This window comes from Nesterenkonia suensis, assembly GCF_054782935.1.
Window position 1 is genome coordinate 56495 of the sequence record NZ_BAAGRN010000010.1, and the last position, 23493, is coordinate 79987.

The 23493-nt window shown below is 69.0% G+C and carries 21 protein-coding genes; 13 read left to right on the forward strand and 8 right to left on the reverse strand.

Going from position 1 to position 23493, the window contains the following annotated elements; all coding sequences use genetic code 11:
* Positions 1 to 71: 71 nt before the first annotated feature.
* Complete coding sequence (locus ACYVKI_RS11945) at positions 72 to 653, reverse strand: TetR/AcrR family transcriptional regulator (RefSeq protein WP_460690586.1); 582 nt, start codon at positions 651 to 653, stop codon at positions 72 to 74.
* A 210-nt stretch (positions 654 to 863) separates the two neighbouring features.
* Here ACYVKI_RS11945 and ACYVKI_RS11950 point away from each other — a divergent pair, with 210 nt between their 5' ends.
* Genes ACYVKI_RS11950 through ACYVKI_RS11970 form a run of 5 tightly spaced genes read left to right on the forward strand, consistent with a single transcriptional unit; the run spans position 864 to position 6060 of the window.
* The gene (locus tag ACYVKI_RS11950) at positions 864 to 2333 is read left to right on the forward strand and encodes an APC family permease (protein ID WP_460690587.1); all 1470 of its coding nucleotides are present in this window, start codon (positions 864 to 866) and stop codon (positions 2331 to 2333) included.
* A gap of 47 nt (positions 2334 to 2380) precedes the next feature.
* On the forward strand, positions 2381 to 2713 hold the full coding sequence (locus ACYVKI_RS11955) for a cupin domain-containing protein (RefSeq protein WP_460690588.1): 333 nt from the start codon (positions 2381 to 2383) through the stop codon (positions 2711 to 2713).
* A 10-nt stretch (positions 2714 to 2723) separates the two neighbouring features.
* The gene (locus ACYVKI_RS11960; RefSeq protein WP_460690589.1) at positions 2724 to 4058 is read left to right on the forward strand and encodes a flavin monoamine oxidase family protein; all 1335 of its coding nucleotides are present in this window, start codon (positions 2724 to 2726) and stop codon (positions 4056 to 4058) included.
* Entirely contained in the window at positions 4055 to 4498 is a 444-nt protein-coding gene (locus tag ACYVKI_RS11965) for an ester cyclase (protein WP_460690590.1), read from the forward strand. The genes ACYVKI_RS11960 and ACYVKI_RS11965 overlap by 4 nt, the downstream gene beginning before the upstream one ends.
* Complete coding sequence (locus ACYVKI_RS11970; protein WP_460690591.1) at positions 4495 to 6060, forward strand: amidohydrolase; 1566 nt, start codon at positions 4495 to 4497, stop codon at positions 6058 to 6060. Before ACYVKI_RS11965 ends, ACYVKI_RS11970 begins: the two co-directional genes overlap by 4 nt.
* Here ACYVKI_RS11970 and ACYVKI_RS11975 read toward each other — a convergent pair.
* Together ACYVKI_RS11975 and ACYVKI_RS11980 are read right to left on the reverse strand one after the other, a co-directional pair.
* Positions 6045 to 6590, reverse strand: coding sequence for a hypothetical protein (locus ACYVKI_RS11975; RefSeq protein ID WP_460690592.1), 546 nt, complete (start codon positions 6588 to 6590; stop codon positions 6045 to 6047). The genes ACYVKI_RS11970 and ACYVKI_RS11975 overlap by 16 nt on opposite strands.
* On the reverse strand, positions 6505 to 6801 hold the full coding sequence (locus ACYVKI_RS11980) for an SGNH/GDSL hydrolase family protein (protein WP_460690593.1): 297 nt from the start codon (positions 6799 to 6801) through the stop codon (positions 6505 to 6507). Before ACYVKI_RS11980 ends, ACYVKI_RS11975 begins: the two co-directional genes overlap by 86 nt.
* Before the next feature lie 388 nt (positions 6802 to 7189).
* Here ACYVKI_RS11980 and aroQ point away from each other — a divergent pair, with 388 nt between their 5' ends.
* Complete coding sequence (aroQ, locus tag ACYVKI_RS11985; protein WP_460690594.1) at positions 7190 to 7675, forward strand: type II 3-dehydroquinate dehydratase; 486 nt, start codon at positions 7190 to 7192, stop codon at positions 7673 to 7675.
* A gap of 1 nt (position 7676) precedes the next feature.
* Here the strand turns inward: aroQ and ACYVKI_RS11990 are convergent, their stop codons facing one another.
* Positions 7677 to 8855 (reverse strand): MarP family serine protease, encoded by a 1179-nt coding sequence (locus tag ACYVKI_RS11990; RefSeq protein WP_460690595.1) that lies wholly within the window; start codon positions 8853 to 8855, stop codon positions 7677 to 7679.
* Between the two features lie 184 nt (positions 8856 to 9039).
* Between ACYVKI_RS11990 and ACYVKI_RS11995 the strand changes: the two genes are divergently transcribed.
* Complete coding sequence (locus ACYVKI_RS11995; RefSeq protein WP_460690596.1) at positions 9040 to 9717, forward strand: Crp/Fnr family transcriptional regulator; 678 nt, start codon at positions 9040 to 9042, stop codon at positions 9715 to 9717.
* Between the two features lie 223 nt (positions 9718 to 9940).
* Here ACYVKI_RS11995 and ACYVKI_RS12000 read toward each other — a convergent pair whose 3' ends face one another.
* Together ACYVKI_RS12000 and ACYVKI_RS12005 are read right to left on the reverse strand one after the other, a co-directional pair.
* On the reverse strand, positions 9941 to 10414 hold the full coding sequence (locus tag ACYVKI_RS12000; RefSeq protein WP_460690597.1) for a RidA family protein: 474 nt from the start codon (positions 10412 to 10414) through the stop codon (positions 9941 to 9943).
* A gap of 13 nt (positions 10415 to 10427) precedes the next feature.
* Complete coding sequence (locus ACYVKI_RS12005) at positions 10428 to 10592, reverse strand: DUF4177 domain-containing protein (protein WP_460690598.1); 165 nt, start codon at positions 10590 to 10592, stop codon at positions 10428 to 10430.
* 66 nt (positions 10593 to 10658) lie between these two features.
* Between ACYVKI_RS12005 and ACYVKI_RS12010 the strand changes: the two genes are divergently transcribed.
* From ACYVKI_RS12010 to ACYVKI_RS12030, 5 genes are all read left to right on the forward strand, one after another.
* Complete coding sequence (locus ACYVKI_RS12010) at positions 10659 to 12905, forward strand: transglycosylase domain-containing protein (protein ID WP_460690599.1); 2247 nt, start codon at positions 10659 to 10661, stop codon at positions 12903 to 12905.
* Positions 12906 to 12919: 14 nt separating this feature from the next.
* Positions 12920 to 13873 (forward strand): metallophosphoesterase, encoded by a 954-nt coding sequence (locus tag ACYVKI_RS12015; RefSeq protein ID WP_460690600.1) that lies wholly within the window; start codon positions 12920 to 12922, stop codon positions 13871 to 13873.
* A 508-nt stretch (positions 13874 to 14381) separates the two neighbouring features.
* A complete protein-coding gene (locus ACYVKI_RS12020; protein WP_460690601.1) occupies positions 14382 to 16337 on the forward strand; it encodes an ABC transporter ATP-binding protein in 1956 nt (651 codons plus the stop codon).
* Between the two features lie 217 nt (positions 16338 to 16554).
* Positions 16555 to 18327, forward strand: coding sequence for an ABC transporter ATP-binding protein (locus tag ACYVKI_RS12025; RefSeq protein ID WP_460690695.1), 1773 nt, complete (start codon positions 16555 to 16557; stop codon positions 18325 to 18327).
* 214 nt (positions 18328 to 18541) lie between these two features.
* Positions 18542 to 19477 carry an ion transporter gene (locus ACYVKI_RS12030; RefSeq protein ID WP_460690602.1) on the forward strand — a complete coding sequence of 312 codons (936 nt, stop codon included), beginning with the start codon at positions 18542 to 18544 and terminating at the stop codon, positions 19475 to 19477.
* Positions 19478 to 19583: 106 nt separating this feature from the next.
* Here ACYVKI_RS12030 and ACYVKI_RS12035 read toward each other — a convergent pair whose 3' ends face one another.
* Complete coding sequence (locus ACYVKI_RS12035) at positions 19584 to 20015, reverse strand: sterol carrier family protein (protein WP_460690603.1); 432 nt, start codon at positions 20013 to 20015, stop codon at positions 19584 to 19586.
* Between the two features lie 7 nt (positions 20016 to 20022).
* Entirely contained in the window at positions 20023 to 21105 is a 1083-nt protein-coding gene (locus tag ACYVKI_RS12040) for an asparaginase (protein WP_460690604.1), read from the reverse strand.
* 163 nt (positions 21106 to 21268) lie between these two features.
* On the opposite strand from ACYVKI_RS12040, the gene purD reads away from it, so the two are divergent.
* Positions 21269 to 23464 (forward strand): phosphoribosylamine--glycine ligase, encoded by a 2196-nt coding sequence (gene purD, locus ACYVKI_RS12045; RefSeq protein WP_460690605.1) that lies wholly within the window; start codon positions 21269 to 21271, stop codon positions 23462 to 23464.
* Positions 23465 to 23493: the final 29 nt, after the last annotated feature.

Consider the following 23493-nt stretch of genomic DNA (forward strand, 5'->3'; position numbering starts at 1 on the left):
CCCCTCCGGGAGGGGTCGGGCCCGTCGTCATACCGGCAGGGTGCCTGCCAACATTCCGGGCTCGGCAACGTTCACACGAGGGTGCGGGGCTGAGAGGCCAGCATGTCTCCGACCTTCACCACGGCCTCCTCGAATACGGACCCCTCCGAGACTGCCCAGGCCAGTTCCTGGATCACGAGCCCGTCCAGGGCCGCGAAGATCACACGCGCCAGGACCGGAGCACCGTGATACCCCTGAGCCTCCAAAGCCTGCGTCAGAGACCCGATGTACTGGCGATAGAAGGCCGCGACCGCCGGCCGCAGCTCTGGTCGACGGCGTGACTCCAGGACCATCTCATACTGGAATACCTGCAGGTCAGGCTCCGTACGCACCAAGTCCACGAGCGTCCGCGCAAATTCGCTGTCGATGCGGGTCACCGTGGAGAGGTCACTCAGCCGCAAGGATCGCTCGGCCGCCCATTCCACCGCTGCGACCAGCAGCGCATCCCGCGAGCCGAAGTGATGCGCGATGAGCGTGTTGTTGACCTGCGCGCGATCAGCGACGGCCCGGTAGGTCAGCCCTCTCAGCCCGCGCTCCGCCACCACGTGCACGACGGCCTCAAGGAGTGCCTCACGCCCCTTGCCGTACGTATGCGCCCTCGTCTGCCCAGCCATGCGTCGAGTCTATTCACCGGCCGCCCCGTCTCGTGCGACGACGCACGAGGCCCGAACCACCGCTGGCCCGGCGGCAGCCTGACGAGGCGACACCGAATCGCTGCCCTCTGAGGGCTTGACGTAAAAACTAAGCGGATGCATAGTTGTGAGCAGTCCCGTGACTCCGATCACAAATCGAGGCGACGGGGCTCCGCTCAGTAAGGAGACCCCATGACTGCCCATACCCCAGTCGCTGCCCCGCCCGTGCGCCGCACCCTGCGCTGGCAGGACGCCTTCGCCCTCGCCATGGCGGTGTCCGGAGGCCTCTTCGTCTCCTTCGGACAGACGATGGCGGCCATCGGCGCCCTCTCGGCCCTGTTCATCTGGGCCCTGGCCGCCGGCATCGGCTGGGTCCAGAACCACCTGTTCGCCGAGATGGCCTCGATGTTCCCGGACAAGCCCGGGGGCGTCCCGGTCTACGCACACGAGGCCTGGAAGGTGCGATTCGCCCCGGCCGGTGCGCTGGCCACGTTCGGCTACTGGTTCGGCTGGTCCGCAGTCATGTCCGTCGTGAGCCTCACGGCCGGTTCACTCGTCCAGCAGCGATGGCTGCCCGACGCTGAGTTCCAGCTGGAGCTCGGACCGGTCCACATCGGGGCCGGGCATCTCCTCGCCATAGCTCTCATCCTGGGCCTGATGGTCCCGAACCTGCTGGGTGCCCAGCCCGCGGCTTGGGTCAACAAGATCTTCGGCATCCTCCTGCTCGTTCCGCTGATCACGTTCATCGCCGCCCCGCTGCTGAACGGCTCTTGGGATCCCTCGGGCCTCACCTGGGGGCTCGGCGGCCCCGGGGCTGACCATTGGGGCGGAGTCCGTGACGCCCTGGTCTGGCTCTACCTGGTCGGCTGGACGGCCTACGGCACCGAGATGTGCGCAGCCTTCACCCCGGAGTACCGGACCTCCCGTGACGCCCGGCGCGCCCTGAAGAGCTCGGGAGCCTATACCTTCATGATGTTCGCTCTGGTGCCCATCGGCGTGGGAGGACTCGTCTCACCCCAGCAGGCCGTCGACGCACCGGACGCCGTCTTCACGGCGGCGTTCGCGGCGGCTCTGCCGCCCGGCCTCGCCGGCGACGCCGCCCTCGTCATCACCATCTGCGCTCTGCTGATGGGCGTCAACGCCAGTATGGCTGACGGGTCACGAGCCCTCCTCGGCGCCGCCCTCGACGGCCTGGTGCCGCGTCAGCTCGAGGTGACGAACCGCTTCGGCGTCCCGGGCCGCGCCCTGGTCGTCGCGGTGATCATGAACATCCTGCTCGTCATGCTCGTCTCAGACCCGATCGGCATCCTCGTCGCGGCGAACCTCGGCTACCTCGTGGCGATCCTCCTGGCCGTCTCCGGATTCCTCCTGCTGCGCCGAGACCTGCCGAATGCCCACCGGGGACTCCGCCTGGGCTCTTGGGCAGTGCCGGTCGCCTGGGTGCTGACGATCTACGGCGGGACGGTGCTGATCGTCGGCGCCGGATCCTCCGAACTGTCCGGATACGGCGGTCCGCTGGAGCTGGCGATCGGCGTCGGGATCCTGATGCTCTCTCTGGTGCTCTTCGTGGTCCGCCGTCGACTGCAGGAGCATCTGCCTCTGCTCCATGAGCCGCGACGTCCGGGGACGGCGAGCGCCGCCGACCCCACGCCGCGGCCCTGAACTCTGCCCACTCTGACCCTTCCCAATCCCCCACGAGAGGAACGATCATGCCCCAGGTCTTCTACGCACAGCACGACCCCTCCGCCACCGAGCCCTTCGAGGTCGGCACCGTCCAGTGGCTCCGCCGCCCCGGCGACGACGGCAACGAGGCCCTCTCCTCCGGCATCTGGCACATCACGCCCGAAGAGGCACCGGAACCGTTCGACCTGCCCATCGGCGAGGACGAGACGATCTACATCATCTCCGGGCACCTGCGTATCGAGGTCTCCGGAGGACCCACCCACGAGATGACCGCCGGCACGATGGCATCGCTCTCCCAGGGCGCGATGACACGGTGGACCATCCTCGAGCCGACCGTCGAGTTCTTCGTCTACAGCTGAGGAGCATCCCGTGGAGACCACCGACGTCATCATCGTCGGGGCCGGGTTCGCCGGCCTCACCGCCGCCCGCGAACTCACCCAGCGTGACCACCGCGTGACCATCCTCGAAGCCCGCGACCGTATCGCTGGACGCACCCACGTGGATGAGCGCATGGGCCGTCACCTCGAACTCGGCGGCACCTGGGTGCACTGGAGCCAACCGTACGTCTGGTCGGAGATGGGTCGCTACGGCATCACCCCGGTAGCGGGCGGCGATTTCACCAAGAGTTACTGGACGCTGGGCGGCGAGCGCCGGGAGGGGCGCGCCGAGGAGGTCCTTGAGCTTCTCGACGCGCCGAACCGGGCGCTGCTCGCTGAGGCCCGGGACTATTTCCCGCTGCCATGGCAGCCGTTGGCCAATCCTGCGGTCTCGGACATCGATGGGATCACCCTCTCCGAGGCGATCGATCGACTCGAGCTGGCGGAGAGCGAACGCAGGCTGCTCCGCTCATTCTGGGCACTGAACTTCAACGGCCGTCTCGACAGTGCGGCCTACACCCAGGCGCTCCGGTGGTGCGCTGCGGCAAGCGGATCGTGGCGGCTGATGTTCGAGACGTGTGCGACGTTCAAGATCGACGGTGGCACACGTCGACTCGCGGAGGCGATCGCCGCCGACTCCGAGGCAGACTTCAGATTCGGTCAGACCGTGAGCTCGATCCGCCAGGACGACGCGGGCGTCACCGTCCTGACCTCGACCGGCGCGGCGCTCTCCGCCCGCGAACTCGTGCTGGCGGTGCCGCTCCACGTCCTCGGCACCCTCGACGTCCGGCCGGCGCTCTCCGAGGGCAAGCTCGAGGCCGCCGACGTCGGACACGCGGGCCGCGGCGTGAAACTGTGGCTCAAGGTGCGAGGGCAGCAGGAGCGATTCGTCGCCTTCGCCGACGAGGACGCTCCGCTGAACTTCGTCCAGGCTGAGTACATCGATGACGATTCGACGATTCTCGTGGCCTTCGGACCGGACGCGTCCGCTGTCGATGTCGAAGACGTCGACGCCGCACAGACCGCCCTCAATGCGCTCGTTCCGGGCCTTGAGGTCCTGGAGATCGCCGGGCACAACTGGGTGGACGACGAGTACGCCCGCTCGACGTGGTCCATGCACTACACCGGGTATCTCAGCCGGCACCTCGCGGAAATCCAGCGCCCCGAAGGGCGGATCCGCCTGGCCGGTTCGGACCTCGCCGACGGGTGGGGCGGATTCATCGACGGCGCGATCGAAAGTGGAATCTCAGTGGCACGCGACGTCGATCAGGCCCTTCAGGCGACCCCTGTGGGACCCGAACCGACGTCGCAGAAGAAGACGGCATGAGCATCGACGTGCGAGACGTCGCCGAACGGCTCGACCGCGCCTACGACGACCGGGATCTCGACGCCTGGCTGGTCAGCTTTGCGGCCGACGCAGGTTGGAAAAACATCCCTTCGGGCGAGGAGTTCGTCGGAGTCGACGGACAGCGCGCGAACTATGACGCGTGGAATGGACCGTTCCCCCGAGGACGATGTGTCACCTTGACGATCCGTGCGGGACGCGACTTCGCCGTCGCCGAATTCCGCGGCGAGGGAACCCACGAAGGGCCCCTGACGACTCCGGAGGGGGTCGTGGAGCCCACGGGGCGGTTCATCTCCCTAGCATTCTGCGACCTCCACGAGGTCCGCGAAGGCCTGATCGTCACCACCCACCGCAATTGGGATCTTGCGGGGGCTGCTCGCCAGCTCGGCCTGCGAGACCACGGGAGAAAGGGACAGAGATGAGAACGCTCTACGTCAACGCAAGGGTGTACACGATGGATGCGGCCCGGCCCCGGGCTGAGGCGATCCTCGTCGAGGACGGCGAGATCGCCTCCGTCGGTACCGATGAGGACGTCCGCGCATCGGCCGGACCGGCAGCCGATGTCGTCGACCTGGAGGGACGGATGGTCATGCCAGGCCTCCACGACGGACACCTGCACCTACTCTTCAGCGGGCTCAAGTTCCGATACGAGGCCCGGCTCCGACCCGATTCCGACGCTCACAGAATCATCGAAGACCTCGCGGGATGCCACCACGGGCCCGTCGATTCCGAGGGTAACAAGTGGATCATCGGCGGCGAGTACTTCCCGGGCGCCTTCGGCGACTCCGGGCCGAACAAGGCGCTTCTCGACGAGGCGTTCCCCGACCGCCCCGTATTCCTCTATGACTACTCGATCCACCACGGCCTGGCGAACACGAAGGCCCTGGAGCTTGCGGGGATCAGCGCGTCGACGCCCGCCGTCGAGGGCGGGCGCATCGTCTGTGACCCGGAGAGCGGCGAACCCACAGGCGAACTCGTGGAGCAGGGGCGGTGGCCCGTGATGCGGTCGATGCCCCAGCACGCCGAGCAGACAGATGTCGACGCGGTCCTCTGGGCGGTCTCCCGATGTCACGAGTTCGGCATCACCTCCGTGCAGGAGGCGTCGGCGAACCCGCCGACCCTGCGGGCGTTGCGGGCCCTCGACGAGGAGGGCTCGCTGAATCTGCACGTGGCCGCCCACCTGGTGTGGCGCGAGGAGGGCTTCGGCCGCGCGAGCCGCGAAGAACTGGACCAGGTGATCGCCGACCGTGAAACATGGCGCACCCCGCATGTGACACCCGACTTCATCAAGATCTGGCTCGACGGCGCACCGCTACCGCCGCACTTGACGCAGGCGGACCTGTCAGAGGACGGCGCGGTGGACGAGTCGAAGATCTTGGTTCCTCCTGCCGAACTCGTCGAGGCCTTGTGCGAGTTCGACGCGCAGGGACTCACTGTCAAGATGCACTGCGCTGGCGACGGCGCCGCCCGGACCGCCGTCGAAGCCGTCGACGAGGTGCGCCGCCGCAATGGCCCGGACGGCCCAGCCCACGAGATCGCCCACGCCGGGTTCGTGTCGGACCAGGATCTGGAGCGCCTGGCCGGCCTGTGCATGACAGCCGAGATGTCCCCCGCCCTGTGGCACGTGCCAGAGTACGGCCTCCAGGACGGGTTCCGGTTCAGGTCGGTGCTTGACCATCGAGCTCCCATGACGGTCGGATCCGACTGGATCATCACGGAGAGTCCCAACCTGTTCCCCGGCCTCCAAGGGATGCTTGAACATGGCCCAGAATCGATCACACTCGACGAAGCCCTGCATGCTGTCACCCTCGAGGGAGCCCGCGCCATCGGACGAGACGACCGGATCGGAACTCTGTCCCCCGGCAAATCCGCGGACTTCATCGTCCTCGACCGGGACCTTTATCAGATCCCGGTGAGTGACATCGGTTCGACACGGGTGCTCAGGACGATCTTCGAGGGCAGGACTATTCATGCCACGGCGTGATGCATCGGCATGTGGCGCCAGGTTCTGACGCTCAGCCGCCCCGACCGACCCCCGTTCGCGTTGTTCAAGACCAGCACAGTGTCCTCCGGCCGCTCCCCCAGTCCGACGAGGGTCAGCCGCTCCACGCCGCAGGGCACGTGGACCACGGCACGGTGCTCGCCAGGTTCGACGGCGATGATGGTGCGCTGGCCGGAGCCGGGCGGGACGGCGTCGACGGCGTCTTGGACGGTGGTGTGATCTCGACCTGGCCCGACCCTGAGGATCCGGGCATCGTCGATGGGGCGCTCGGAGGGCCAGTAGAGCTCCGCCCGGGGATCGATCTCCCGCTCCAGGCGCGTGAACCAGCTGCCACGCACGACACCGTGGTCCACGAGGCTCTGGGCCACGAGCCGGGCCACGGTCAGGGCGCCGGCGACCTGGAAATGCGTGTTGTCTTCGGCGCCGTCAGGGTGCTGCGGGTGCGCACCGTGAGAGTCTCCGGCGGTGCCGTCGGCATGGAACTGGCGCCGCTCCACAGGAGTCACCAGCACGGGCGCCCTCCACGTAGAGGGACAGGTACTGCTTGAAGCTCGTGTCCGGGTCGGTGCCGCGGTCCGGGTCCTCGATCTTGGAGTCGTTGTGGCCGAAGGAGATGAGCAGGACGTCACCGGCCTGCATGAGCTCCAGGACGACGTCGAGCTTTCCTGTGTCATGGAAGCTCTTCGAGGAGGCCCCTGACCAGGCGCAGTCAAAGGTGCTCACCCTGGAACCCATGAGCAGCGGCATCGCCTGGCCCCAACCGGTGCGCGGACGGCCTGCTCGTAGACGGAAGCGTGCCCCACGGGGACGACGCCGGAGACGACGGCGGCGGCTCACCATCGGCGGCGCTGCCCTCCAGCGCTGACGTGTCGCATGTCACACCTTGTGACGCCTCGACAAGTTACCGTGCCGGGCACCCGGGTGGGAGAGGTCATGCCGGATGGGCACAGCGTGAGTCGTGCCGAGACTCGTTCGGACCGATGAGCCTCCACAGTGCTCAGCGCCGCTGGGATCGCGGCTCTCCGGCACGACCCTGACCTGGAGCGGCCACAGGCGCTAGGCTGTGGACCAGCCGGCACCAGCCCGGCCAGCCCATCCCCGAGGAGCCCCGATGAGCGCAGAGTCCAGCGCCCCCGAGCAGACCGGCGCCGCCTCCGGCTCCGGCCGCCTGCTGATCGTCAACGGACCGAACCTGAACCTGCTGGGCACCCGGGAGCCGGAGATCTACGGCTCGGAGACCCTGGAGGACGTCCATGACCTGTGCCGCAGCGTGGCCGCCACGCACGGGTTCGCCGTCGACGTGGTGCAGTCCAACCACGAGGGCGAGCTGGTCGAGGCCATTCAGGCGGCGCGCGGCACGGCGGCCGGGATCGTGATCAACCCGGCGGCCTACACCCACACCTCCCTGGCCATCGCGGACGCGCTCCGGGCAGTGGGCGCCCCGGTGGTGGAGGTCCACCTGTCCAATGTGCACGCCCGTGAGGAGTTCCGCCGGCATTCATTCGTCTCCCCGCTGGCGCAGGCGGTGATCGCCGGGGCCGGGGTGCGCGGCTACCGGTTCGCCATCGAACTGCTGGCAGAGACCCTGCGGCGCTGACTCAGCGCTCGACGCACTGGCCGGTGGAGACGGTCTCGGTGTAGGCGTCCGGGCTGGTCAGCACGTCACCGGCCTCCTCGGCCGTCAGGGCGAAGCCGACGGCGCTGCCCTCCATCGCCCGGGCGAAGACCACCCCGACCACATCGCCCTCGACATCGATCAGCGGTCCGCCGGAGTTCCCCTGCCGGACGTCCGCGTTGACCTGATAGATCTCCAGGGCGCTGGGCGAACTGCCGTAGATGTTGTTCACATGGGAGACGTCTCGGGCCTGGACCACGGCAGTGCCGGCGTGGAACGGGCCCCCCGCCGGATAGCCCATGACGAAACCGGACTCCCCGGGGTCCAGCGGCTCCCCCAGCTCCAGGGGCGCGGCCTCAAGCGGGTCCACGGCGAGCAGCGCGAGATCCTCCGCGGCGTCGAAGTGCACCACCCGCGCGGAGGCCACCTGACCGTCACGCAGCTCCACCGTGGGCTCGGCGACACCTGCCACGACATGGGCGTTGGTGACCACGCGGGTGGGCGAGACCACGAACCCGGAACCGGTCTGGCTCAGGCCGCACTGGTCGGCGACCCCGGTGATCCTCGCCACGGACTGGGAGGCCTGCTCCGCGCCGTCGGTGAGGTCCTCGGCCTCCGGGGTCTCGTCGCTCTCCGGGACGAGCGTCTGGGCGAGCTCCGGGATGTCGGACTCCATGACGGTGCTGCGGATCTGGGCGATCCAGGCCTCCGCCCGCTCCGGCACGACGGAGGTGATGCTGGTCAGCACCGAGGACTGCCGCATGTGCTGATTCACCTGGGGGAATCCCATGGCGCTGACGGAGAAGGACAGTGCGGCGATGACGAACACGGCCACCACGACGTTCACCGCGCCTCCGACGAGCGACCCGAGGGTCCGCACCGTGGGCGAGCGGAACATCCGCTGCACCTCGGTCCCGGCGGTCGTCCCCAGCACATGGCCGGCCACGACCAGCAGGATCGCAGCGGCGATCACGGCGACGACGCGCCACAGGGGGTCCGGGACCCAGCCGGCGACCAGCGGAATCGCGAAGAACGCGGCCACCGCACCCACCAGGAAGCCCGCGATGCCTCCGACAGTGATCCACAGGCCCTTGCGCAGACCGGAGATCAGGAATCCGAGGAGCACGAGCACCAGGATCACGTCGAGCAGGGTGACACCCATCGCATGGCTCCTCTCCACAGGTGGCTGGGCGGCAGGCACCAGGATGACACACCGCCCTGACACAGCCTGGATGCGCGCTGGAGCCCACAGCCCCGCTATCCTGGACGTTTCCCAGTTCGCCGCTGACCTGATACTTTCTTACCAGCGAGAAAGCATGCATCTCGGAGAGGAAGAACGGAAGACCATGGATCTTGAAGTACTGCGTCGCGCGCCCCTGTTCGCGACTGTCGACGACGACGTCTTCGCCGCACTGACCGCGGAACTCTCCGAGGTCGACCTGGCCCGCGGAAGCTCGATCTTCCACGAGGGCGACCAGGGCGATCAGCTCTACTTCATCGTCTCCGGCAAGATCAAGCTCGGACGCACCACCCCTGACGGCCGCGAGAACCTGCTGGCCGTCCTCGGCCCGGGTGAGATCTTCGGTGAGATGGCGCTGTTCAATCCTGCACCGCGCACCGCCACGGCCACCGCGGTCTCCGAGACCCGCCTGGCGGGCCTGCGGCATGAGAGCCTGCGCGAGGTCATCACCTCCACCCCGGAGGTCTCGGTGCAGCTGCTGCAGGCGCTGGCCCAGCGCCTGACGCGCACGAACGAGTCTCTGGCGGACCTCGTCTTCTCCGACGTGCCCGGCCGTGTGGCCAAGGCGCTGCTGGACCTGGCGGACCGTTTCGGTCGTCCCGCGCCCGACGGCGTGCTCGTCGCCCACGAGCTCACCCAGGAGGAGCTCGCCCAGCTGGTCGGAGCGTCCCGCGAAACCGTGAACAAGGCGCTGGCCGAATTCGTCCAGCGCGGCTGGCTGCGCCTCGAGGCACGCGCCGTGGTGATCCTGGACATCCAGCGGATTCGCCAGCGCTCCCGCTGAACGCCGGCTGACGGCGCCGTCGGCGTCCCGTCGGCAGACACGACGAAGGGGACCGGAGTTCATCCGGTCCCCTTCGTCGTGTCGGCGGCGCCTGTGGTGTCTCATGCCTGCGGTGTCCGCGGCGTCAGCCCCCATCCGAAGATCGTCTCTGCATCAGAGATCGCCCCTGGGTTCAGGGGCGATCTCTGATGCAGAGACGATCTCTGGACGCGAACACGCCTGCTCAGCGGAAATGAGCGATGACGTCCACTTCGACCGGGGTGTCCAGCGGCAGGACGGCGACCCCGACGGCGCTGCGGGCATGCTGCCCGATGTCGCCGAACGCCTGGCCGAACAGCTCCGAGGCACCGTTGAGCACCTTCGGCTGTCCGGTGAAGCTCGGCGCGGAGGCCACGAAACCGCCCACCTTAGCGATCCTGGTGATGCGGTCCAGATCTCCGACGGCGTGCTTCAGCGCCGCGAGGCAGTTCAGGGCGCACTGCCGGGCCAGGTCGCGGGCCTGTTCCTCGGTGACCTCGGCGCCGACCTTCCCGGTGAACGGCAGCTCGCCGTCCACCAGAGGCAGCTGACCGGCGGTGTAGACCACACCATCGGCGACGACGGCGGGCTGGTAGGCGGCCACCGGCGGGACCACCTCGGGGACGATGAGCCCGAGATCCGCCAGGCGGGCCTCCACAGTGCTGGTGGTCTCAGCCATGGTCCAGCTCCCCTCAGACGTTCTTCGGACGCTTGAAATAGGCCACCGGGGCGTTGCCGTCAGGGCCGGGCAGCACGGTGACGAGCTCCCAGCCGTCCTCGCCCCACTGGTCCAGGATCGCCTTGGTGTTGTGGATGATGAGCGGAATGGTCGCGTATTCCCACTGAGTCGAAGTCATGCACCCAGCCTATCCTCCAGCGTCCACCCAGGGACGGAATTGCTCATCCCGGCTACCATGGATGCCATGGCTCCACGTAAGTCCCCCCTCTTCGACACTGCCACGACGCTCGGCAAGATCATGTCCTTCCTGGGCGTGAGCGCGTTGTGCGGTGTCCTGGCCGCGGGACTCATCTTCCCCCTGGCAGCGACCGGCGGGGCCGCAGCCACCGCCGGCTCCCAGATGCTCGAGGAGCTCCCCGCCGAACTGCGCGAGGAGCCGCTGAGCGTGCCCTCCAAGGTCCTTGCCGAAGACGGCACGGAGATCGCACAGTTCTACGCCGAGAACCGCCAGCCCGTGGACCTGGAGGACATCTCCCAGCCCATGCGTGACGCGATCATCGCGATCGAGGACGAACGCTTCTACGAGCACGGCGGTGTGGACGCGCGGGGACTGAGCCGGGCAATGGTGCACAACCTCACCTCGGACTCCCAGCAGGGAGCCTCCACGATCACCCAGCAGTACGTGAACAACGTGCTGGTCAATGCCCAGTCCCTGCGCGGTGAGCGCACCACCATCTCCGGCACGAAGACCTATGCGGACAAGCTCCGTGAGATGAAGCTCGCCGTCTCCGTGGAGCAGGAGATGACCAAGGACGAGATCCTTGAGGGGTACCTGAACATCGTGCTGTTCGGCGGGCGGAACTACGGAGTCGAGGCCGCCGCTCAGGCCTACTGGAGCATCCCCGCCTCGGAGCTGAACGTCTCCCAGGCCGCCACCCTCGCCGGCCTCGTCCAGAACCCCAACGGATACAACCCCACGATCAACCCCGACGCGGCAGAGTCCCGGCGGAACACGGTGCTGGCCACGATGCTGCGCAACGAATACATCACCCAGGAGGAGTACGACGAGGCGCTGGAGACCGACCTCGCCGAGTCGCTGGAGGAGAACCCGGAGCTCGCGGGGTGCGTGAACGCCGAACTGGGCCATTACTTCTGCGACTTCGTCGAGCGAGCCTTCCTGAGCAACAGCGACATCGCCCCGACCCGCGAGGAGCGCCAGCAGCTCCTGGAGCGGGGCGGGCTGCGGATCACCACCACCCTGGATCCCGACGCCCAGGATATCGCCGAGGAGGAGACCCGGAACGCGGTTCCTGCCGGCGATTCCTCGGGGGCGGCCTCCTCTCTGGTGTCGGTGGAGCCGGGCACCGGTGAGATCAAGGCCATGGCGCAGAACACCGAGTACGGCCCCGACGAGGAGGACGAGGCGAGCACCACCCTCAACTACAGCGCCGACTACGACTTCGGCGGCAGCCGGGGCTTTCAGGGAGGTTCCACGCTGAAGCCCTTCGTGGCCGCCGCCTGGCTGGAGGACGGCAACTCCATGGCCGACATGATAGATGCCGGACACGGCGAGTACCCGGCCCTCACCTCCTGGGAGGCCTCCTGCCTGGACAACGGCATCGCCCGCAACACTAACGACTGGGAGCCGCGGAACGTCATCCGGGACATGCACCGAGAGATGACCGTGGACTACGGGCTGTACTGGTCGATCAACACCGCCACTGTGGCCACGGCCCACGAGCTGGATCTCTGCGACATCACCGACCTGATGAGCCGCGTCGGCTACCGCAACGCCTTTGACGGCTCGGAGCTGAACCCGGCCAACCCCGCCTTCGTGCTGGGCGCCTATGAGATCTCGCCGCTGACCCAGGCGGCCGCCTACGCGACGCTGGCCAACGACGGCGAGTACTGCCGTCCGCGGGCGATCACCGAGATCACCGACACGAGCGGCAACACCTATGAGGTCCCGGAGGCCGACTGTGAACAGGTCATCGACGAGGAGGTCGTCGCCGAACTCAACGAGACGCTGATCCGCATTGCCGAGGACCGGACCGCCAGCGGCGATCCGGAGTTCCCCATGGCCGGCAAGACCGGGACGAACAACACCGAGACCTCGACCTGGTTCATCGGGTTCTCCCGCGGCCTGTCCACCGCCAGCTGGGTCGGCAACCCGGAGGGGTCCGCCGAGCAGCACTCCCTGAACGGCCAGACCATCGGAGGCGTGCTGTTCGAGGACGTCTGGGGTTCACTCATCGCCGGCCCGATGTGGCTGGATTACATGAACGAGGTGGCCCCGGACTACTCCACCGACGAGTTCCCCGAGCCCGAGGACTCCCCCTGGGAGAACCCGGAGTCCTCCGAGCGGTACTCGTGGGACAACGACGGCACCGAGCCCAGCAGCCCGAGCGAGGACGTGGTGCCGGATATCGACGATCCGAGCGGCACCGGAGGCGGCGACGACGACTCGGACGACGACTCCGACGACGACTGAGGATCGGCCCGCTGATGAGCTCGACGGCGCCCGCGGCGCCCACCCCGTCCTGCTGGCGCGCCTTCGCCCGACTCGGCCTCGGCGCCGGGGCGGCAGGCGCCGTCGTCGGGGCTGGACTGCTGACCTATGCCCACCGGGTGGGGCTGCACCGATTCACCACCCGATTCGAGCAGCTGGAGATTCTGCCGGCCGGCCCCGGGCCCCTGCGGATCCTGCACCTCTCGGACATCCACTATGTGCCCGGTCAGCGGCGCAAGTTCGACTGGTTGCAGTCGTTGGCGGAGCTGCAGCCGGATCTGGTGGTGAACACCGGGGACAACCTCTCCCATCCGGAGGCGGTGGATGAGGTGCTCGAGGCGCTGGCACCGCTGCGCCGGTTTCCGGGAGTGTTCGTGCCGGGTTCGAACGACTACCACGGCCCCCGGCTGAAGAACCCTCTGGGGTATCTGGTCGCCCCCTCGGAACTCTCCGAGGACCGCACACCGCTGCCCTGGACCCGATTGTTCGCCGGATTCGGCGCCTCCGGCTGGGTGAGTCTGCGCAATCGTCACCAAGCGATGACAGCGGGAGCACTGCCCCTCCTGCTGACCGGAGTGGATGACCCCCACATCGGCCGGGACCGCTTCGCCGGATGGCCCCGCGGAGTCGCCGGGAAGCCCGCGCTGCGCCTCGGCGTCGCCCACGCCCCGCTCTCGCGGGTGCTGCGGGAGTTCTCCGACACCGGAGCGGACCTGATCCTGGCCGGTCACACCCATGGAGGCCAGGTGTGCCTTCCGGGCGGCCGGGCGCTGACCACCAATTGTGACCTCCCGACCTCCCAGGCGAAGGGCCTCTCGACCGTCACCTCCAGCACCGGACGCGAGGTGCCGCTGCACGTCTCTGCCGGCGTCGGCACCTCGGCCACCGCGCCGATCCGCTTCAACTGTCCTCCGGAGGCCACCGTGCTGGACCTGTTTCCACGCCGGTGAGCGGTTCGGCGACGCGAGACGCACCGACGTCGCCTCTGCGACGGCGATGTCCCGGGATCTGCGGGCAGTCCAGACGAGCCCGCCGGAGGCGCATGTCACCACGTGGGAGTAGTATGTTCCACACAGGAGGACCTGAAGCGCTCTTGCCCTGAGGCGGCGGGATTCCACCGTCAGCCGACGCTCAGCGGCCCGCCGACGAGGGGCCGCGTCCCGCCGACGGGCTGGGGCCCAACCTCGGGAGCGGCCGCGTGCCGACCATCCCGGCGGGGATGCCGACCAACCGGCCGCACAGGGATCGCCTCTGGATCGGCCATGTTCAGCAGGGGACGCGGCCGGAGCCGCACCCGACTGACGCCTGGCACGCCACCGGCCGACGACGCCCAGGTCCGCCCGCCCCGGCGCACCGCTGCGCCACCTGGGCCGCCCGCGCATCCGTGCGGCCCTGTTTCAGGAATCCCCCGTTGGGAGGTTCCGCTGACGACCCTCGTAGACTAGGATTAGTTGCCTGATGCAACGAGAAGCGAGACATCTGGAATCCGAGAGCTCCACACGCCGCCGCACCCTCTGGCAGGCGCTGGGACGCCTCGGCCCGTATCTGCAGGGCATCCGACTCCGCTGGGCCCTCGGCCTGATCTGCGCCGTGGGGGCCGGCATCGTCGCCCTGATCATCCCCCAGGTGCTCCAGGTCCTGGTCAACTCCGTGCTCGCCGAAGGCGCCGAAGCTTCCGCGGTCTGGACCGCCACAGGCATCATCCTGGCCCTCGGCCTGCTGGAGGCGTTCCTGTTCTTCATGCGCCGTTTCTTCGTGCTGCCTCCGGCCTCCGACGCCGAGATGGCGATGCGCACCCGGCTCTTCGACACACTGCAGGACCTCCCCGCCTCGTTCCACTCCGCCTGGGGTGCCGGCCAGCTGCAGTCCCGCGCCATCGCCGACCTGAACCTGCTGCGCCGCTGGTTCGCCTTCGGCTCGATCATGTTCATCTCCTCGGTGATCAGCGTCATCGTCGGGTTCACGCTGATGATGCGCCTGTCCCCGCTGCTCGCTGTGATCTTCCTGGCCGCGGCGATCCCGATCATCATCTACGGGCCGAAGTTCCGGAACAGCTTCGTGCTCTACTCCCGCCGCGCCCAGGACCAGGCCGGCGACGTCGCCACCTCTGTGGAGGAAGCGGTCCACGGGATCCGCGTGCTCAAGGCCTTCGGCCGCGGCGAGCACGCGCTGAAGGGATTCGTGACCCAGGCCGACCGCCTGCGCGGCACCGAGGTCGCCAAGGCCCACACCCTGGCGCGCTTCCTGCTGGTCATGATCACCCTGCCGGAGACAGTGCTGGGCATCTGCCTGTTCATCGGCCTGTGGCAGGTCGCCCACGAAGAGACCACCGGGGTGACCGTCGGCGCGCTGGCCGCGTTCTTCGCCACCGCCGCCGTACTCAAGGGGCCCATCGAGGGAGTCGGCATGCTGCTGGGCATGACTTTCACCGCCAAGACGGCCATCGACCGTCACGCGGACGTGATGGACACCGAGAACACCATCACCTCCCCGCAGAACCCGGTCCGCACGCCTGAGCACGGCACGTTGGAATTCGACGAGGTCCACTTCCGCTATCCGGACGCCACCGAGGAGGAGCGTGACCAGCTCGACGGCGTCAGCCTGCGCGTCGAACGAGGCGAGACCCTGGCGCTGGTCTCCCACACCGGCGGCGGGACCTCCACCCTGCTGAACCTCGTCCCCCGGCTCTACGACACCACCGCCGGCACCGTGCGGATCGACGGCGTCGACGTCCGCGACTACGATCTCGCCGATCTGCGCTCCCGGGTCGCCGTCGCCTTCGAGGACCCCACGCTGTTCTCCTCCTCAGTCCGGGCCAACGTGCTGCTGGGCACCTCCCACGACCGCGACCAGGACGATCCGCAGCACCCCGCCCGTGAGGGCGCCCCCGCGCCGGACGAGCTCGACGCCGTGCTGGCGCGAGCCCTGCGGACCGCCGACGCCGAGTTCGTCGAAGACCTGCCCGACGGTGTCGACACCGCCATCGGCGAGGAGGGGCTCAGCCTCTCCGGAGGTCAGCGTCAGCGCCTCGCCCTCGCCCGGGCCATCGCCGCCGCACCCTCGGTGCTGCTGCTCGACGACCCGCTCTCCGCGCTGGATGTGCGCACCGAAGAACGTGTGACCGCGCGGCTGCGCGAGGTCCTCGCCGGAACCACCACGCTGATCGTCGCACATCGCCCCTCCACCGTGGCCATGGCTGATCGGGTCGCGCTGCTGACCGAGGGCCGCATTGCCGACGTCGGCACCCACGAGGAGCTGCTGACCCGATCCGCCCTCTACCGGGACGTGATGAGCACCACCCCCGAGGCCGAGGAGATCATGGACTCCATCCCCGCCGACCAGCACACCGGACAGGGCACCCAGTGCTCCTGCCCGGACACCGGCCCCGTGGAGGAGGTGAGCACCCGTGGCTGAGGGCCCGCAGAACGGACGCAGCCCCCAGGACCCCCGCACTGCAGACCGCCGCACCGACGTTCCCCACCCGGAGAGCCAGGTCCCGGACTTCGACGTCGACCCCGTCGCCGCGACCACTCGCACCACAGTGCCGGAGGCGATCCGGCACGGCAGCTTCTCCCCGGGGGATCCGCGCTTCGACCATCTGCGCGGCACCGCCGGCGAGGAGCAGGTGGACATGGACGCCGAGGAGCGGAAGTTCATCCGGCGCCGCTCCTGGAAGCTGCTGGTGCACCTCTCGAAGGGCGTGCGGCTGAAGCTGCTGATCACCGCGCTGTTCGTGATGGTCGCCCAGGCCGCCCAGGCGGCGACCCCGCTGATCATCGCCTGGGCCATCGACTGGGGCCTGCCCCGGATGGTGGAGGGTCAGACCTCCGGCATGATCCTGCCCGGAGCCACCTATATCGCTGCCGCCGTCGCCGCCGGCGTGCTCACCTGGGCCTACACCCGGATGACCGCCGAGGTCTCCCAGCAGATGCTGTTCACCCTGCGCGGGGAGGTCTTCCGCAAGACCCAGCAGCTCAGCCTCGACTTCCACGAGGACTACACCTCGGGAAAGGTCATCTCCCGGCAGACCTCCGACGTGGAATCGCTGCGCGAACTGCTCGACCAGGGGATCAGCTCGTTGGTCTCCGGCATCATGTTCATGTCCTTCACTGCGCTGTCGATCGTGATCCTCGACTGGCGCTCCGGGCTCCTCCTCGTCGCCGTGGCCGTGCCGATCGCGCTGCTGGGCCGGTGGTACCAGCGCCGCTCCGAGGTCGCCTACCGGCAGACCCGCATCTCCTCGGCGAGGATGATCGTCCACTTCGTGGAGACCATGACCGGCATCCGCGCCGTCCAGGCCTTCCGCCGCGAGTCCTCCCGCTCCCGCCAGTACAGCCAGCTGGCCACCAGCTATCGGAACGACATGGTCCGCTCCCTGGGGCTCTTCGGCATCCTGCAGCCGACTCTGCTGGCGCTCGGCAACCTGACCGTCGCCGCCGTCCTCATCTGGGGCGGGTTCCGTGTCCTGCAGGGTGAGCTGGCCGTCGGGGTGCTGGTGGCGCTGCTGCTGGCCACCAAGCGGGTCTTCCAGCCGTTGGACATGATCGCCATGTTCTACAACTCCCTGCAGTCGGCAACCGCCGCACTGGAAAAGGTCTCCGGGCTGCTCGAGGAGAAGCCGACCGTCACCGAGGACCCCGACCCGGAGCCGATGGACGAGTGCCGTGGGGAGATCGAGTTCACCCAGACGGAGTTCCGCTACACCGCTGACGGGCCCGTAGTGCTGCACCAGATGGACCTGCACATCCCGGCCGGACAGACCGTCGCCGTCGTCGGGCGCACCGGGGCCGGCAAGTCCACGCTGGTGAAGCTGCTGGCCCGCTTCTACGACGTCACGTCCGGGTCCCTGACCCTCGACGGCGTCGACCTGCGCAAGCTCGCCGTGGCGGACCACCACCGGCACGTGGCCATGGTCACCCAGGAGGCTTTCCTGTTCTCCGGGACGATCACCGAGAACATCGCACTCGGCCGTCCGGACGCTCCCCAGGAGGAGGTCGTCGCCGCGGCCCGGACGGTCGGCGCTCATGAGTTCATCATGGACCTGCCCGACGGGTACGAGACCGACGTCAACAAGCGCGGCGGCCGGCTCTCCGCCGGTCAGCGGCAGCTGATCTCCTTCGCCCGCGCCTTCCTCGCCGACCCGGCCGTGCTGATCCTGGACGAGGCGACGTCGTCGCTGGACCTGCCCAGCGAACAGCTGGTCCAACAGGGTCTGCAGCGGCTGCTGGGGAACCGGACCGCGCTGATAATCGCCCACCGGCTCTCCACCGTCGCGATCGCCGACCGGGTGCTGGTGGTCGACGAGGGCCGGGTGGTCGAAGACGGGTCCCCCGACGAGCTCATCGCCGACGGCGGCTACTACGCAAAGCTGCACGCCGCGTGGGAGGCCACGATGGGCTCGTAGCCGCGGCCGGCAACAGAGCGACAGCTCCGACCAGCATGATGGACCGGGCGCCTGAGGCTGCGCCACGTCTGGGCACAGCTGCTGGGCCACGCAGGAGCGCCAGGTGCAAGCCCTCACACTGGAATCCCGAACTCTCACTGCCCGGCCCCTAGGCGACGAGCAGTTTCCCCGCGTCAGAGGTGATCGCGGATAATGGTCGGCAATGAGCTCCCAGATGACATACCCTTCTCCTGGCACAGCCACAGACACGGCCCCCTGGCGCCAGCGACTCGGTGCCTGGGTGGAGTCCTCCACCATTGAACGGCTGGTCATCGCCGTGATCCTGATCAACGCCGTGGTGCTCGGTATGGAGACCTCCCCGGCGCTGATGGACGCTTTCGGTTCGCTGCTGATCGGGATCGACGCAGCCTGCCTGGTGATCTTCGTCGTGGAGATCGGGCTGAAGCTGGTCGCGTTCGGCTGGAGGTTCTTCCGCAACCCGTGGAACGTCTTCGACTTCATGGTGGTGGGTATCGCCCTGGTCCCGGCCGGTGCCGGGTTTGAGGTCCTGCGCACACTGCGGGTGCTGCGGGTGCTGCGGCTGATCTCCGCCCTGCCTCAGCTACGCAAAGTCGTCAGTGCCCTGCTGCACGCCGTGCCGGGAATCCTCTCCACCGGAGCGCTGCTGGCACTGATCTTCTATGTGGCCACAGTGATGGCCACCACGTTCTTCCGGGAGACCCTGCCGGAGTTCTTCGGAAGCTTCGGCGCCTCGCTGTTCAGCCTGTTCCAGATCGCCACACTCTCCAGCTGGGAGACCATCGTACGGCCGGCCATGGACGAGCATCCCTGGGCGTGGGCGTTCTTCATCCCGTTCATCATCTTAGCGGCGTTCACCGCGCTGAACCTGATCATCGCAGTGATCGTGGACGCCATGAACACCCTGCATGACATGCCCAGCTCCGAGCCCAGAGATGCTGGGCGCGCTGATCGGCCCGCGGCGGCACAGCAGAGCCGGGAGGGGGACGGCGGTGCTGCGGCGAGCACTGTGAGCATCGGAGATGCCAGGCCCAGTGCCGAATCCGCACAGCTGGAGGCCCTTCAGGAGGAGGTCAGCTCCCTGCGCGGCGAGATCAGCGGACTCTCCGCCCTGCTCCGCTCACAGCCCTAGCTGCCAGGGGGCGTGACGCTGTCGACACGGGTCGGGACCCGTGAGACCAGCGGCATATCAGCATCCGGGGGCAGTGTGCTCTCTCCCGGCCCCGTACTCGCTGGACTCAGATCAGCGGGAGCTCCTCGCGAAGGTCAGCACGGGTGCCGGAGGCTGAGATCGCACCTGCGGCCACGGCCTCGGCCCAGCTGAGCCGGCCGGTGGCCAGCATCAGCCAGGTCTGAGGGGAGAGCTCCACCACGTTCGACGGCGTGCCGCGGGTGTGTGCGGGGCCCGCCACACACTGGGTCACCCCGAAGGGCGGAACCCTGACCTCCACCGAGTTCCCGGGTGCCCGCTCGGCCAGCTCCTCCAACAGGAACCGCACGGCCGTGGCCGCTGTGCGCCGCGTCGAAGGGTCCGGAGCGGCAGGAGCCCTCACGCCCTCGTCCTGCTCGGCCTGCTGTCCGGCGTGCTGTCCGGCGTGCTGCTCACGGATCCACTGCTCCACCGCTGCCCGGCCCGCCTCGGGCGGAATCCGCCGTCGTGCCATCGCCATCCCCCGTTCAGAGCCGCTCGAGCACCGTGTGCGACAGGCGGATGCTGCCCACCTGGGCGTCGTCGACCCCACCGGTGATCGGACGGATGATCTTCTTCAGCACTGCACCCAGGGAGTCGACGTCGATCACCCCGTGAGCAGCCAGCAGGCTCAGCGCCACCAGGTTGTTCGCCCGCTGGCTCCCGTCGAGGGTCTTCACCGCCACTGTGGTGCCGTCCGGGGCACCGATGACCAGCACGCCCTCGGCCCCGAGCTTGGCGACCAGCCCCAGCTCCTCCATCACCACCGTGTTGGCCTCGCCGCGGCCGTGGACCGCCCACGGGTAGTCCAGCATCGCCTGGGCGACGGTGAATGCGTGGACCTCGGCGTCACGGCGGGAGGTCGCGGAGGCGATCGTGGAGAAGCCGCGGGCCAGCCCGATGAGGCTGATCGAGGGTGCCGGGGCGCCGCACCCGTCGGTGCCGAGCACTCCAGGGGTCTCCTGGCAGTACTCCTCGAGCACCTCCAGCACCGCCTGCTGCATGGGGTGCTTCGGGTCCGTGTAGGTGGCCAGCCGCCAGCCCTGGGTGCGGGTGGCGGCGAGGAACGCGGCGTGCTTGCCGGAGCAGTTGAACGCCAGCGGGGTCTTCTCCCGGCCGGCGGTGAGGTGGTCCACCAGGTCCCGCTCCCGAGTGGGGTAGGCCGCCGGGCAGCGCAGGTACGACTCGTCGAGCTTCTCCTCGGCGAGGACCGCTGCCGCGACCTCCTGGTGTCGGCGGGATCCGTTGTGGGACCCGCAGGCCAGGGCGACGGCCTCCTGCGAGATCAGTGCCCCGGAGCGCAGGGAGGCGATCGCTTGGAAGGGCTTGAGCGTCGAGCGCGGGAAGATCGGCCGCTGCGGAGCGCCCAGGGCCTCGCGCACAGCGCCGTCCGGGCCGAGCAGCACGGCCGAGCCGATGTGCCGCGACTCCACCGCCCCGGCCCGGGTCACCCAAGCCAGTTCGGCGGACTCTGCGGCGGAGGCGGTGTGCGGAGCCGGAGTGTCCGGGGCGAGAGTCGCGGAGCCGGAGGGAGGTGCGGTGCGGGTGCTGCGGGGGTGGTCGGCGCTCATGCGGCCAGTCTAGAGGGTCACCAACCCCGGTTGAGATGGTGCGTTCTCGCCCGAAAGGCCGCCTCACGGCTCGCATTCGGGCGGGAACGCACCATCTCAACGAAGGGACGACCGTCCTCAACAGAGCTACCGCCGACACCCCCATGCCGTAGTCTTGAGAACCGTGAAGGTACTTGTTGTGGGGCCGGGAGGCCGCGAGCACGCCATTGTCCGAGCACTGTTGCGCGACGACGCCGTCGACACAGTCGAAGCAGCCCCCGGCAATGCCGGGATCGCCCAGGACGTCGCCTGCCATCCGGTGGACGCCTCCGACGGTGAGGCGGTCGCCCAGCTGGTCGTCGATCACGGCTACGAGCTCGTCGTCGTCGGCCCGGAGGCCCCGCTGGCCGCCGGAGTCGCCGACGCCGTCCGGGAGGCCGGAGTGCCGGTGTTCGGCCCCTCCGGCGCCGCCGCCCAGCTGGAGGCCTCCAAGGCCTTCGCCAAGGAGGTCATGGAGGCCGCCGGAGTGCCCACCGCGGGCGCCGTCCACGCCACCGAGCCGACCGCCGCCGAGGCCGCGCTGGACCGCTTCGGGGCCCCGCATGTGGTCAAGGACGACGGCCTGGCCGCCGGCAAGGGCGTGGTGGTCACCGAGGACCGTGAGGCCGCCCTGGCCCACGCGCAGGCCTGCTTCGACGTCGGCGGATCCGTGGTGATCGAGGAGTTCCTCGACGGCCCGGAGGTCTCGCTGTTCGTGCTCGCCGACGGCGAGCACCTGGTCCCGCTAAGCCCCGCTCAGGACTTCAAGCGCATCTTCGACGGCGACGCCGGCCCCAACACCGGCGGCATGGGCACCTACACACCGCTGGACTGGCTGACCGGCTACACCGAGACCCACGACGACGGCGTCACCCGCGACTTCGTGGCCACGGTGATGGACCGCGTCGCCCGCCCCACGGTGGCCGAGATGGCCCGCCGCGGCACCCCCTTCGTCGGCGTGCTGTACTGCGGCCTGGCCGTGACCTCCCGCGGGGTGCGGGTGGTGGAGTTCAACGTCCGCTTCGGCGACCCGGAGACCCAGGCCGTGCTCGAGCGGCTCGCCACCCCGCTGGGCCGGCTGCTGCTGGACTGCGCCACCGGCTCGCTGGGCGCCGACCGCACCCTCGACTGGCGGGACGGCTACGCCGTCGACGTCGTCATGGCCGCCGAGAACTACCCCGACAGCCCGCGCAAGGGCGACGCCATCTCCGGTCTGGACGAGGCGGAGGCCCTCGACGGCGTCGCCGTGCTGCACGCCGGCACCGGCCGGGACGAGGAGGGGAACCTGCTGACTGCCGGAGGACGCGTGCTCGCCGTCGTCGGCACCGGCTCCACTCTGGCCGAGGCGGTGGAGCGTTCCTACGACGGGGTGAGCCGCATCAGCTGGCGGGGCGCCCAGCACCGCACCGACATCGCCGCCAAGGCACTGGCCGGGGACATCCGCGTCTCCTCCCAACTGCCGGGCTGGATCCACGCGGCCTCCGGAAAGGTCCGGGACCTCTACCGGCCGGCCCCCGGCTCCGCCTGGGACGGCCAGGACGTGGTGCTGGTGGTCGCCAGCGACCGGATCAGCGCCTATGACCATGTGCTCTCCACCCCGATCCCGGACAAGGGCCGGGTGCTCACCCAGCTGAGCCTGTGGTGGTTCGAGCGGCTGCGTGAAGCCGGGGTGGCCACCCACGTGGTCTCCACCGACGTACCCGAAGCGGTGGCCGGCCGGGCGATGATCTGCCGAGATCTGCAGATGGTCGAGGCCGAGTGCATCGCCCGCGGCTACCTGACCGGCTCCGGGCTGGCCGAATACCGGGAGTCCGGCACTGTCACCGGCATCCCGCTGCCTGACGGGCTGACCGACGGCTCCCGCCTGCCGGGGCCGATCTTCACCCCGTCCTCGAAGGCCGAGCAGGGCGGCCACGACGTCAACATCAGTTTCACGGAGCTCGCCGACGCGATCGGCCCCGAGCTGGCCGAGCAGCTGCGGGAGGCCACCCTGCGCATCTACTCCCTGGCCGAGAAGACCTGCCGGGAGGCCGGCGTGGTGCTGGCCGACACGAAGCTGGAGTTCGGCCTCGACCGCACCACCGGGGAGCTGGTGCTCGGCGACGAGGTTCTCACCCCGGACTCCTCACGGTTCTGGCCGGCCGACTCCTGGGAGCCGGGGACCCCCCAGCCCTCCTTCGACAAGCAGTTCGTGCGCAACTGGCTGACCTCGTCCGCCTCCGGCTGGGACCGCGGCTCGGGCATCGCGCCTCCGGCCCTGCCGGCCGACGTCGTCGCCGCCACCCGGGAGCGCTACCTGGACGCCTACCGGCGGATCACCGGGGAGGAGCTGGCGCTGTAGGGACCCGCGAACCCTGGCAGCCACCGCGG